This is a genomic window from Collimonas humicola (assembly GCF_018304945.1).
Classification (GTDB): Bacteria; Pseudomonadota; Gammaproteobacteria; order Burkholderiales; family Burkholderiaceae_D; genus Collimonas; species Collimonas humicola.
This window is the reverse complement of sequence record NZ_JAGQEE010000003.1, coordinates 76,512-89,765: the sequence shown is the minus strand read 5'-3', so window position 1 is coordinate 89,765 and position 13,254 is coordinate 76,512. Positions and strand designations below refer to the sequence as shown.

9 protein-coding genes are annotated in these 13,254 nt (G+C 62.2%); 7 read left to right on the top strand and 2 right to left on the bottom strand.

Going from position 1 to position 13,254, the window contains the following annotated elements:
• The first annotated feature begins 66 nt into the window (after positions 1-66).
• The 3 genes from KHU30_RS12010 (at position 67) to KHU30_RS12000 (ending at position 2,599) form a co-directional block, all read left to right on the top strand.
• Positions 67-738 (top strand): glutathione S-transferase, encoded by a 672-nt coding sequence (locus KHU30_RS12010; protein WP_211442891.1) that lies wholly within the window; start codon positions 67-69, stop codon positions 736-738.
• A gap of 130 nt (positions 739-868) precedes the next feature.
• Positions 869-2,362 (top strand): AMP nucleosidase, encoded by a 1,494-nt coding sequence (locus KHU30_RS12005; protein WP_211442890.1) that lies wholly within the window; start codon positions 869-871, stop codon positions 2,360-2,362.
• A gap of 6 nt (positions 2,363-2,368) precedes the next feature.
• Entirely contained in the window at positions 2,369-2,599 is a 231-nt protein-coding gene (locus tag KHU30_RS12000) for a hypothetical protein (RefSeq protein ID WP_211442889.1), read from the top strand.
• Position 2,600: 1 nt separating this feature from the next.
• On the opposite strand, the gene KHU30_RS11995 is transcribed toward KHU30_RS12000, so the two are convergent.
• Together KHU30_RS11995 and KHU30_RS11990 are read right to left on the bottom strand one after the other, a co-directional pair.
• Positions 2,601-3,779: a YbfB/YjiJ family MFS transporter gene (locus tag KHU30_RS11995; protein WP_407928077.1), complete on the bottom strand. Its 1,179-nt coding sequence runs from the start codon at positions 3,777-3,779 to the stop codon at positions 2,601-2,603.
• A 51-nt stretch (positions 3,780-3,830) separates the two neighbouring features.
• Entirely contained in the window at positions 3,831-4,922 is a 1,092-nt protein-coding gene (locus KHU30_RS11990) for an NAD(P)H-dependent flavin oxidoreductase (RefSeq protein ID WP_211442888.1), read from the bottom strand.
• 146 nt (positions 4,923-5,068) lie between these two features.
• Here KHU30_RS11990 and KHU30_RS11985 point away from each other — a divergent pair, with 146 nt between their 5' ends.
• From KHU30_RS11985 to KHU30_RS11970, 4 genes are all read left to right on the top strand, one after another.
• Positions 5,069-5,959: a LysR substrate-binding domain-containing protein gene (locus KHU30_RS11985; protein ID WP_211442887.1), complete on the top strand. Its 891-nt coding sequence runs from the start codon at positions 5,069-5,071 to the stop codon at positions 5,957-5,959.
• A 101-nt stretch (positions 5,960-6,060) separates the two neighbouring features.
• Positions 6,061-6,792 (top strand): transposase, encoded by a 732-nt coding sequence (locus KHU30_RS11980; protein WP_211442886.1) that lies wholly within the window; start codon positions 6,061-6,063, stop codon positions 6,790-6,792.
• 171 nt (positions 6,793-6,963) lie between these two features.
• Entirely contained in the window at positions 6,964-11,652 is a 4,689-nt protein-coding gene (locus KHU30_RS11975) for a glutamate synthase-related protein (RefSeq protein WP_211443228.1), read from the top strand.
• Positions 11,653-11,745: 93 nt separating this feature from the next.
• Positions 11,746-13,209 (top strand): glutamate synthase subunit beta, encoded by a 1,464-nt coding sequence (locus tag KHU30_RS11970; protein WP_211442885.1) that lies wholly within the window; start codon positions 11,746-11,748, stop codon positions 13,207-13,209.
• The last annotated feature ends 45 nt before the right edge of the window (positions 13,210-13,254 follow it).

Here is a 13,254-nt window from a genome sequence, read left to right as displayed (position 1 = left end):
GCTAGCGGCAATTATTTCCCGATATGCGCCGCCGCGGCCCCATTCACCTGACCGGACTTGCCGACCATGATTCTTGTTCACCATCTCAACAACTCCCGTTCGCAGCGCGTGCTGTGGCTGCTCGAAGAGCTGGGGCTGGCCTATGAAATCAAGCCTTACCAGCGCGACCCGAACACCATGCTGGCGCCGCCCGAACTGCGGGCCGTCCATCCGCTGGGCAAGTCGCCGGTGATCACCGATGGCGACAATACGATCGCCGAGTCGGGCGCGATCATCGAATACCTGATGCAAAAATACAGTTACGGACGCCTGATTCCCGCCGCCGACAGCAAGGACCGCCTGCGCTACACCTACTGGCTGCATTACGCCGAAGGCTCGGCCATGCCGCCCTTGCTGATGAAACTGATCTTCGGCCGCCTCGGCAAGCCGCCGATGCCAGCCTTGCTGCGGCCGCTGGCGCGCATGATTGCCAACGGCGTGCAGCGCAGCTACATCGATCCGCAACTGAAGTCGCATCTGGATTTCCTGGAAGGCGAACTGGGAAAATCAACCTGGTTTGCCGGCGAAGAATTCAGCGCCGCCGATATCCAGATGAGCTTCCCGCTGGAAGCATCGCAGTCGCGCGGAGGCCTGGACGCCAGCCGGCCGCGCCTGCTGGATTTCCTTCAGCGGATCCATGCGCGGCCGGCATATCAGCGCGCCATCGCCAGAGGCGGCAAGTACGATCTGCTGAAATAGGGCAGGCCGCTGCGCATCCTGTGTGCGCATTCTCTCAGCGCATTTCCTCTCCAATCACAGTAGAATTGGGTTGTACGGCCCGGTTAAGAATATCCTGGCCTGAACGCCAAGCTACTGCAACGGAGAGTCAATGTTCCCCACTGAGCAATTCACCGATCCCCACGCCGCCGTCGAGCGTGCGCGCGAAATCTACGAACACAATACCGCCTTGCTGCGCCAGGCTTTCAAACGCTTTGCCAGTGGCGAGGTGATGCCGGAACGGGTGCGCGCCTGCTATCCCTTTGTACGGGTTACCACCGAATTCAACACCCGCGCCGATACCCGCCATTCCTTCGGTTTCGTCTCCGGCCCCGGCGTCTATGAAACCACGCTGACCCGGCCTGCGCTCTACACCAATTACCTGGTCAGCCAGTTCAAGCTGCTGCGCGACAATCACGACGTGCCGCTGGAAGTCGGCGTCAGCGAGATGCCGATCCCGGTGCATTTCGCCTTCCCCGAAGGCATCCACGTCGAGGGCACGCTCGATCCCGATCACCTGCGCACGCTGCCCGATGTGTTCGATCTGCCCAACCTGGCGACCATGGACGACCGCATCGTCAACGGCACCTTTGAAGAGTTGCCCGGCGATCCGCATCCGCTGGCGCTGTTCACGGCGCCGCGGGTCGACTATTCGCTGCACCGGCTGAAGCACTACACGGCCACCTCGCCCGACCGTTTCCAGCGCTATGTGCTGTTCACCAATTACGCCTTCTATATCGACGAATTCATCCGCATGGGACGCGAGCTGATGCAAGCTACCAGCGATCCCGAGCAGCGCGCCTACCGTCAGCAATACTCGGCTTTTGTCGAGCCGGGCGACCTCACCACCTGGAACGCCAACCTGGATGACCTGCCGTCCGACCGCTCGCTGACCGGCGTGGCGCCGGCGCGCCAGCCGCAGATGCCGGCCTACCATCTGCAGCGCGCGGACGGCTCCGGCATTACGCTGATCAATATCGGGGTAGGGCCGTCGAACGCCAAGACCATCACCGACCACGTCGCGGTCCTGCGTCCGCACGGCTGGATCATGCTCGGCCACTGCGCCGGTTTGTCGACTTCGCAGCGCATGGGCGATTACGTGCTGGCGCATGCTTACGTGCGCGACGACCATGTGCTGGACGACGACCTGCCGCTGTGGGTGCCGGTGCCGGCGCTGGCCGAGGTGCAGCTGGCCCTGCAGGATGCAGTGGCCGCCATCACCCAGCTGGAAGGCTATGAACTCAAGCGCATCATGCGCACCGGCACGGTGGCTTCGATCGACGACCGCAACTGGGAGTTGCGCGACCATCGCAAGCCCTTGCTGCGCTTTAACCAGAGCCGCGCGATTGCGCTGGATATGGAAAGCGCCACGGTGGCCGCCAACGGTTTCCGTTTCCGTGTTCCTTACGGCACCTTGCTATGTGTTTCGGACAAGCCGCTGCACGGTGAAATCAAGTTGCCCGGCATGGCCAACCGCTTTTACGAGCAGCGCGTCAACCAGCATTTGAAGATCGGCATCAAGGCGCTGGAACTGCTGCGCAACCAGGGCGTCGAGCAGCTGCACAGCCGCAAGCTGCGCAGCTTCAGCGAACCGGCGTTCCGCTAGGCGTCCATGGTTGCCGTCATCAAGCACCGTCGCGTCAACATCGTTACCCTGGCGGAAGGCGAAGAGATCCTGGAGCATTGCCGCAGCGGCGATATCGCGCTGGTGCAGGATGCCACCGGCTGGTGGACGCATTTTGTCGGCGAAAATGGCGCGATCGACAGCTACGATGCGCCGTTCCCCTCTTATAACAAGGCACTGTGGACCGCCAAGGCCGCCGCCGAGTTCGCCGCCGAATAGCTCAGGCGCGCTGCCGGCTTTCCCGGTACATCTGGCCCAGCAGGCAGGCGCCCGCCACCAGCGCGAAGGCCGCTACGCACAGCGACGAAGTGAAACTGCCGCTGCCCTGGACCAGGCGCGTCGCCAGCGGCGGTCCGACGATCTGGCCGATGCCGTAGGTGGCCGTCAGCAAGCCCATCAAGCTGCGCGCCTGGTCGCCGCGCAGGCGGCGCGCATCGCGCATGGCAAACAAGGTAATCGCGGTAAACGGCATGCCCAGCAGGATGCTGCCGAGCGCAAAGCCAAATACGCTGGGCGAGGCCACGCCGGCCAGGATGCCGCATGCCTGCAGCAGATAGCAGGCGGCAAGCAGCAGGCGATTGTCCCAATGGATCGGCAGCCGCGTCGCCAGCCAGGCGCCCAGCGAAACGCAGATCCCGAACAAAGGCCAGAACAGGTCCGGCCAGCGCGAGCCCGGCAACGCCTGGCGCGCAATCACCGGCAGGAAAGTGGCCGTGATGATGTAGCCGAATCCCGCCAATGCGTAGGCAATCGTCAGGCCGCGTGTCTGCCGCACGATTTGCGCTGGGGGGAGTGCATGGGAGGGCGCTGCAGGCGCGTGCAACGTCGATGAAGATCCGGCGAAGGTGCGCCAGACTGTTGCCGTCAGCAGCAAGGCCAGCAGAGCGTAGCTGAGCCAGCCGTAGGAAGCCTTCCAGTGATGCGAAACCATCGCGCTGGTCGCCAGTCCGGTCAGCAGGATGCCGAGGCCGGGCCCGCAATAGATAATGCCGCCCAGCGCCGGCGCATGCAGTTGCGCCAGGCGCTGCAAACACCAGCCGGAGGCGAACACAAAGGTGCAGGCGCTGGCGATGCCTGCCAGCGTGCGCAGCGCCAGCCACAGGCCAGGCGATTGCAATAGCCCCATGCCCAAGGTCAGCACAACCGTGGCGGCCAGGCCGATCCGTATGAAGCGGGTGGCGCTGCCGCGCAATGCCATGCACAGCAGGGCGCCGATAAAATAACCCAGGTAATTTGCAGTCGCCAGCCAGCCGCCCGCGCTCAGATCGATCACGCCATCGTGCAGCATCATCGGCAGCAGCGGGGTGAAGGCGAAGCGGCCTATGCCCATCGCTACCGCCAGTGCCAGCGCGCCGGCCAGGGCCACGCGCCACGCTTCCTGATTCTGTTCCATCTTCATCGCGATGTCTGCCGTTGCAGTGATTTGCGCTTGCTTCAAGTTCAGCCTGCGCTAGTAATTGATGGCGTGCGGCGCCTGCAGTTCGGCCGCCAGCGCGGCGACCAGTTGCGCCGCCGGCATCGGCCGCGCCATGGCCACCCCTTGGCCGGCCCAGAGCGACATGAATTCGGGACGGTTGAGCTTGGCGGCGGCCTGGCGGATTTCGGCGGTCAACGCATTTTGTACAGGATACGCCGGCAGCGCGCTTTCATGGGACGCCATCTGCTCCACATACGCATTGACGATGCCGCGTGCATGGCGTCCCGAAAAGCTGCGGACCAGGCGCGTGCTGTCGTCGCGCGCGCCGGCCAGCTGGGCACGCCAGGCCGGCGCGATGCCGGATTCCGGGCAAGCCAGGAAGGCGGTGCCGAGCTGCGCCGCCTGGGCGCCGAGCAGCAAGGCGGCGGCGATGCCGCGGCCGTCCATGATGCCGCCGGCGGCGATGAGCGGCAGCTTTACCGCCGCCGCTGCTTGCGGGATCAGAGTCATCAAGCCGACGCTGGATTGTTCGATATCGCCGAGGAAAGTGGCGCGGTGGCCGCCGGCTTCCGCGCCCTGCAGGCAGACGAAATCGGCGCCGGCCTGCTCCCAGGCGATGGCTTCGGCCACCGTGGTGGCGGTGCCGATCACTTTGCAGCCTTTGGCCTTGAACTGCGCCACCACATCTGCGGGAAGAATGCCGAAGGTGAAACTGACTACCGGCGGCGCGGCTTCCAGCAGGGCAGCCAGCTGCTCATTGAAGTTCTCGCTGAATTTCTGCGGCCTGGCTGCCGGGCCGAGGCCAAGCGCGTCCCGGAACGGCAGCAACAGTTTTTCCGCCAGCGCGATTTCCGCCTCCGCGGGCCGGCTGGGTTCCAGGATGAATAAATTGACGTTAAATGGGCGCGCCGTCTGTGTGCGGATTTTCTGGATGGCTTCGATGATCGCCGCCGGCGACAGCAGTGCGGCCGCAAATGAACCCAGGCCGCCGGCGTTGCAGACTTGCGTGACCAGTTCAATCGGCGAGCCGCCATTCATGGGGCCTTGCACGATCGGATAGCGGATATCGAGTTGGGCGGCAAACGATGTGCGCTGCGCGCCGGAATGCAGGTTGATGCTGGACATGCTGAAGCTCCCGGGGAAAGGCTGCCGTGGCGCGGATGTATTAGAGGGAAATGTTGCACAGCGGCAGGTGGATCCATCCTACCTTGACATAATCATCCTGAAAAATGAATAATTAAAATGTTATCCATCTTTAAATGAGATGATCTATGGATCTCCTGTCTCTGGAAATTTTCCGCACCGTGGTGCGCGAAGGCGGCATTACCCGCGCCGCGGAACAGCTGCACCGGGTGCAATCGAATGTCACCACCCGCATCCGCCAGCTGGAGCAATCGCTGGGTGTCAGCCTGTTCTCCCGCAACAACAAGCGTCTGGTGCTGACGCCGGCCGGCGAAACCCTGCTGGGCTACGCCGAGCGCCTGCTGAACCTGGCCGTTGAAGCGCGCGAGGCCGTGCAGCCGGCCGTGCCGCAAGGGCGCTTGCGCATCGGCTCCATGGAAAGCACCGCCGCCAGCCGCTTGCCGCTGCCGCTGGCGCGCTTCCACCAGCAATGGCCGGCGGTGCAGCTCGAACTCTGCACCGGCCCGACCCAGCAGCTGATCGACCGCGTGCGCGCCTTCACCCTCGATGCGGCGCTCGTCGCCGGACCATTGGACGATCCGCTGCTGGCTGCCTTGCTCTTGTATGCCGAAGAACTGGTGCTGCTGGCCCCGCGCAGCCACCCGCCGATCAGCGGCCCGGACGACCTGCAGACCCACACCCTGATCGCCTTCGAAAACGGCTGCGCCTACCGCCGCCACGCCGAAAACTGGCTGGCCTCAGGCAGCATCCCCGGCCGCCGCCCCGACCGCATCCTCGAACTCGGTTCCTACCACGCCATGCTAGCCTGCGTCGCCGCTGGCGCCGGCATCGCCCTGGCCCCGCGCTCCGTGCTCGAACTCCACAATTGCAGCGAAAGCCTCGCCATCTACCCCATCGGCCCCGCCGGCCAGATCCCAACCTACCTGATCCGCCGCCACGACTACAGCTCCCCCGCCTTCGACGCCTTCAGCCAGATCCTCCAATCCGAAGCCAAACAATTCGACTCTGACCCCAATTAATTGAAAACAATTGGGGTCAGAGTCGAATTAAGAAATCACTAATGGGGTCAGAGTCGAATTAATGGATAGAATGAAGGCATCTCAAACTGCTCATTTTTGCCATGGCTCGCTTACCTCGTCTCGTCATTCCCAACCAGCCGCATCACCTGATACAACGGGGTGTTGACAGGCAGGCAATTTTTCGCGAAACCGAAGATTATGTGAATTTTCTTGGCCGTTTGCGCGATGCGGCCAGGCAGTTCAAGGTGGCCATCCACGGTTATGTGCTGATGACCAACCATATCCATTTGCTGGCGACGCCCAGCGATGTGGAGGGCTTGGCGCGGATGATGCAGTGGGTGGGGCGATATTACGTGCCTTATTTCAACCAGAAATATGCGCGGATGGGCACGCTGTGGCAAGGACGCTACAGGGCTACCGTGATCGACTCAGAGCGGTATTTCATGTTGTGCAGCTGCTACATCGACCAGAATCCGGTGCGCGCCGGCATTGCGTCTACGCCCGGCGAGTATCCCTGGTCGAGTTATTTGCACCATGTTGGGATCAAGCCGGATCCGTTGGTGACGGATCATGCGCTGTATTGGGCCCTGGGTAATACGCCCTTCGATCGTGAAGCTGCGTATAAGGAAATGGCTGAGCAAGCGCTCACATCCGAACAGGCTAAGCAATTGATGGATGCTACCAATAAGGGCTGGCCGCTGGGGTCGGAAATCTTCAAGGCCAAGCTGGAAAAGCAGGGAGCCGTGAGAGTGCGTCCGGCCCGGCGCGGGAGGCCGTTCAAGGCGCGGCCTGAGTCGCCCGAGGAGTCGGCGGTTCCGGAAGCAAAAAAATAACGGAAATGAGCAAGAAGCCATCAAGCGCACTAAATTGACTCTGTCCCTATTTAATTTTGGTGCAAAAATTGATGAAGTTAATTTGACTCTGACCCCATTTATTGTGATTGAAGTCTGCAACCGTCTGCACTATTCTTAATGTCCTTACTCTCAAAGTGGTGGAGCAACGTTATGCAAGCGCAAGGTTTATACGATCCGGCTAATGAGCACGATGCCTGCGGCGTCGGTTTTATTGCACACATCAAAGGCAACAAGAGCCACTCGGTCATTGAGCAGGGTTTGCTGATCCTGAAGAATCTCGATCACCGGGGTGCGGTCGGGGCGGATAAGCTGATGGGCGACGGCGCGGGGATCCTGATTCAGGTGCCGGACCAGTTCTATCGGGAAGAGATGGCGAAGCTGGGCGTGATCTTGCCGCCGCCAGGCGAATTCGGCGTCGGCATGGTGTTCCTGCCGAAAGAGAATGCGTCGCGCATCGCCTGCGAACAGGAAATCGAACGCGCGGTGCTGGCCGAGGGCCAGGTCGTGCTGGGCTGGCGCGATGTGCCGGTGGATATCGAGATGCCGATGTCGCCCACCGTGCGCGACAAGGAACCGGTGATCCGCCAGATCTTTATCGGCCGCGGGCCGGACATCATGGTGACCGATGCGCTGGAGCGCAAGCTGTATGTGATCCGCAAATCCTCCGGCCATGCGATCCAGGCCTTGAACCTGTTGCACGGCAAGGAATTCTTCGTGCCGTCGATGTCGGCCCGCACGGTGGTCTACAAGGGCTTGCTGCTGGCCGACCAGGTCGGCGTCTATTACAAGGACCTGCAGGATCCGCGCTGCCTGTCGGCGCTGGCGCTGGTGCACCAGCGCTTTTCCACCAATACTTTCCCGGAATGGCCGCTGGCCCACCCGTATCGCCTGCTGGCGCACAACGGCGAGATCAACACCGTCAAGGGCAACTTCAACTGGATGCGCGCGCGCGAAGGCGTGATGAAATCGCACGTGCTGGGCGACGACCTGAAGAAGCTGTTCCCGCTGATCTATGAAGGCCAGTCCGACACCGCCTGCTTCGACAACGCGCTCGAACTGTTGCTGATGTCCGGCTATCCGATCGCCCAGGCGATGATGATGATGATCCCGGAAGCATGGGAAAACCACACGACGATGGATGACAACCGCCGCGCCTTCTATGAGTATCACGCCGCCATGATGGAGCCATGGGATGGCCCGGCAGCGATGGCCTTCACCGACGGCCGCCATATCGGCGGCACCCTGGACCGCAACGGCTTGCGTCCGGCGCGCTACATCGTCACCGACGACGACTTCGTGGTGATGGCGTCCGAATCCGGCGTGCTGCCGATCCCGGAATCCAAGATCATCCAGAAATGGCGCCTGCAGCCGGGCAAGATGTTCCTGATCGACCTCGACGCCGGCCGCATCATCGACGACAAGGAATTGAAGGATACCTTCGCCAACGCCAAGCCGTACAAGCAATGGATTGAATCGGTGCGGGTCAAGCTGGACGAACTGAAGTCGGAGCCTTCCGAATCCGGTTCCACCATCCCGTTGCTGGACCGCCAGCAGCTGTTCGGCTACACCCAGGAGGACATCAAGTTCCTGATGTCGCCGATGGCCGCCGCGGCCGAGGAAGCAATCGGCTCGATGGGCAACGACTCGCCGCTGGCGGTCATGTCCAACAAGAACAAGACCCTGTACCACTACTTCAAGCAATTGTTCGCGCAAGTCACCAACCCGCCTATCGATCCGATCCGCGAAGCGATGGTGATGTCGCTGGTGTCCTTCATCGGACCGAAGCCGAACATGCTGGACACCAACAACATCAATCCGCCGATGCGGCTGGAAGTGTCGCAGCCTATCCTCAACTACGACGATATCGCCAAGCTGCGCAACATCAGCGCGCACACCGGGGGTAAATTTAAATCGTACGAATTGAATATCTGCTATCCGGTTGCGTGGGGCAAGGAAGGCATTGAAGCCCGCCTGGCCTCGCTGTGCGCCAAGGCGGTCGATGCGGTCAAGTCCGGCCACAACATCCTGATCGTGTCGGACCGCAAGGTCGATGCCGAGCAGGTGGCGATTCCGGCCCTGCTGGCCACTTCGGCAATCCACCAGCATCTGGTGAGCAAGGGCCTGCGCACCTCGACCGGGCTGGTGGTGGAAACCGGTTCGGCGCGCGAGACGCATCACTTCGCGCTGCTGGCCGGCTACGGCGCGGAAGCCATCCATCCCTACCTGGCGATGGATACGCTGACTGAACTGGCGCATGGCCTGCCGGGCGCGCTGTCGCCGGAAAAAGCCATCTACAACTTCCAGAAGGCGGTCGGCAAGGGCTTGCTGAAAGTCATGTCGAAGATGGGTATTTCGACGTACATGTCGTACTGCGGCGCGCAGATTTTCGAAGCCATCGGCCTCAACAAGGCGATGACCCAGAAATACTTCAAGGGCACCGCATCGAATGTCGAAGGCATCGGCGTGTTCGAAGTGGCGGAAGAAGCCTTGCGCCTGCATCGCGCGGCATTCAGCGACGATCCGGTGCTGGCCAACGCGCTCGACGCCGGCGGCGAATATGCCTTCCGTATCCGCGGCGAAGAACACATGTGGACGCCGGACGCGATCGCCAAGCTGCAGCATTCGACCCGCGCCAACAACTTCAACAGCTATAAAGAATACGCCCAGCTGATCAACGATCAGTCCAAGCGCCACATGACCTTGCGCGGCCTGTTTGAATTCAAGATCGATCCAAGCAAGGCGATTCCGCTCGATGAAGTCGAACCGGCCAAGGAAATCGTCAAGCGTTTCGCCACCGGCGCGATGTCGCTCGGTTCCATCTCGACCGAAGCGCATGCCACGCTGGCGGTAGCGATGAACCGCATCGGCGGCAAGTCCAATACCGGCGAAGGCGGCGAGGACGAGAACCGCTATCGCCAGGAACTCAAGGGCATCCCGATCAAGCAGGGCGAGACGCTGGCGTCGGTGATCGGCAAGGACCGCATTGAAGTCGATATCCCGCTGCAGGCCGGCGATTCGCTGCGTTCCAGGATCAAGCAGGTGGCGTCCGGACGTTTCGGCGTCACCGCCGAATACCTGATTTCCGCCGACCAGATCCAGATCAAGATGGCGCAAGGCGCGAAGCCGGGCGAGGGCGGCCAGCTGCCGGGCCACAAGGTGTCCGAATACATCGCCAAGCTGCGTTTTTCGGTGCCGGGCGTCGGCTTGATTTCGCCGCCGCCGCATCATGACATCTATTCGATCGAAGACCTGGCGCAGCTGATCCACGATCTGAAGAACGTCAATCCGCGCGCTTCGATTTCGGTCAAGCTGGTGTCGGAAGTGGGCGTCGGCACGGTGGCCGCAGGCGTGGCCAAGGCCAAGTCGGACCACGTCGTGATCGCCGGCCATGACGGCGGCACCGGCGCTTCGCCGCTGTCCTCGATCAAGCATGCCGGTACGCCTTGGGAACTGGGCCTGGCCGAAACCCAGCAGACGCTGGTGCTGAACGGCTTGCGCAACCGTATCCGGGTGCAGGCCGACGGCCAGATGAAGACCGGCCGCGATGTCGTCATCGGCGCCTTGCTGGGTGCGGATGAGTTCGGTTTCGCTACCGCGCCGCTGGTGGTGGAAGGTTGCATCATGATGCGCAAATGCCACCTGAACACTTGCCCGGTCGGCGTTGCTACGCAAGACCCGGTGCTGCGCGCCAAGTTCTCCGGCAAGCCTGAGCACGTGGTCAACTTCTTCTTCTTCATCGCCGAAGAAGTGCGCCAGATCATGGCGCAACTCGGCCTGCGCGATTTCAACGAACTGATCGGCCGCGCCGACCTGCTCGACAAATCGCGTGCACTGACCCACTGGAAGGCGCAGGGCCTGGATTTCAGCCGGATTTTCTACCAGCCGGCATTGCCTGAAGGCGGCGTGTATTACCACACCGAAGAGCAGGACCACGGCCTGGCCAAGGCGCTTGACCACAAGCTGATCGCGCAAGCGAAGGCGGCGCTGGACAAGGGCGAGCGGGTATCGTTCATCTCGCCGATCAAGAACCTGAACCGTACCGTCGGCGCCATGCTGTCCGGTGAAGTGGCGAAGAAATACGGCCACGAGGGTCTGCCCGACGACACCATCCACATCCAGCTGCAAGGCACCGCAGGCCAGTCGGCCGGCGCGTTCCTGGCGCAAGGCGTGACGCTGGACCTGGTTGGCGAGGGCAATGACTACGTCGGCAAGGGCTTGTCGGGCGGCCGCATCATCGTCCGTCCGAACACCGAATTCCGCGGCCGCGCGGTCGACAACATCATCGCCGGCAACACGGTGCTGTACGGTGCGATCGCCGGCGAGGCTTTCCTCAACGGCGTCGCCGGCGAGCGCTTCGCGGTGCGTAACTCGGGTGCGGTCGCGGTGGTCGAAGGCACCGGCGACCATGGCTGCGAATACATGACCGGCGGCACGGTGGTGGTGCTGGGCGAGACTGGCCGTAACTTCGGCGCCGGCATGTCCGGCGGCCTGGCCTATGTCTACGATCCGGACGGCGCTTTCGCGGCGCAATGCAATATGGCGATGGTGACATTGGAACCGGTGCTGAGCCAGGGCGAGCAGGAAGCGACGATAGACAAGGCGATCTGGCACAGCATCACGCGCGGCGGCGAAGTACAGGCCGACGAAGCGATCCTGAAGGGGCTGATCGAACGCCACTTCAAGTACACCGGCAGCACGCGCGCGCGCAACTTGCTGGATAACTGGGTTGCTTCGCGCAGTAAATTCGTCAAGGTGTTCCCGACTGAGTACAAGCGGGCGCTGGGCGAGTTGAATGCGGTCGTGAGCGCGACGCCAGCCAAAGAAAAAGTCGCCGCGTAATCGTCAGCTTACACGTCACTTAGCCAAGTAAAGATAAGGAACGCCGCGGCCGATTTTGCCGCGGCGCATCCTGCAGCCAGAAAGCGGAAGAAAATGGGAAAAGTAACAGGATTTATGGAATTTCAGCGGGTCGGCGAAACCTATGAAGCGCCGCAGGCACGCAAGAAACACTACAAGGAATTCATCCTCAGCCTGAGCGACAGCGAGGCCAAGACGCAGGGCGCGCGTTGCATGGATTGCGGCATTCCATTCTGCAACAACGGCTGCCCGGTCAACAACATCATCCCGGACTGGAATGACCTGGTGTATCGCGGCGCCTACAGCGAAGCGCTGGAAACGCTGCATTCGACCAACAACTTCCCGGAATTCACCGGCCGCATCTGCCCGGCGCCATGCGAAAGCGCCTGCACCCTGGGCATCAACAGCGACCCGGTCGGCATCAAGTCGATCGAGCATTTCATCGTCGACAAGGGCTGGGAAAACGGCTGGATCGTGCCGCAGCCGGCGCTGGTGAAAACCGGCAAGAAGGTGGCGGTGGTCGGTTCCGGCCCTGCCGGCCTGGCGGCGGCGCAGCAGCTGGCGCGCATCGGCCATGACGTCACCGTGTTTGAAAAGAGCGACCGGGTCGGCGGCCTGCTGCGTTACGGCATTCCCGATTTCAAGATGGAGAAATCGCATATCGACCGCCGGGTCGAGCAGATGGAGGCGGAAGGCGTGATTTTCCGTACCGGCGTGCTGGTGGGCAAGGATTTCCCCGCCAACGTTAACAACTGGGCCAAGAAGACCGTCTCGCCCGAAGAGCTGAAAGCGGAATTCGATGCGGTGGTGATTGCCGGCGGCGCCGAGCAGCCGCGCGACCTGCCGGTTCCCGGCCGTGAACTGAAGGGCGTGCATTTCGCCATGGATTTCCTGCCCCAGCAAAACAAGGTCAATGCCGGCGACAAGGTCAAGGACCAGATCCTGGCCGGCGGCAAGCACGTGGTGGTGATCGGCGGCGGCGATACCGGTTCCGACTGCGTCGGCACTTCCAACCGCCAGGGCGCCGCATCGATCCAGCAGTTCGAACTGATGCCGCAACCGCCGGAACAGGAAAACAAGCCGCTGGTCTGGCCTTACTGGCCGACCAAGCTGCGCACCTCGTCCTCGCACGACGAAGGCTGCGAGCGCGACTGGGCAGTGGCGACCAAGCGCCTGGAAGGCAAGAACGGCAAGGTCGAAAAACTGATCGCCGCCCGTGTCGAGTGGAAGGACGGCAAGATGCAGGAAGTGCCGAATTCGGAATTCGAGATGAAGGCCGACCTGGTGTTCCTGGCGATGGGTTTTGTCTCGCCGGTGGCGCAGGTGCTGGAAGCATTCGGCGTCGACAAGGATGCGCGCGGCAACGCCAAGGCCACTACCGAAGGCGATGCCTGCTACAAGACCTCGGTCGACAAGGTCTTCGCTGCCGGCGACATGCGCCGCGGCCAGTCGCTGGTGGTGTGGGCGATCCGCGAAGGCCGCCAGTGCGCGCGCGCAGTGGATGAGTTCCTTATGGGCGCGTCGGTCTTGCCGCGCTGATTTTTGATGCACTGCAGCTTAATCCCTGCAGTAGGGACCAAAAAA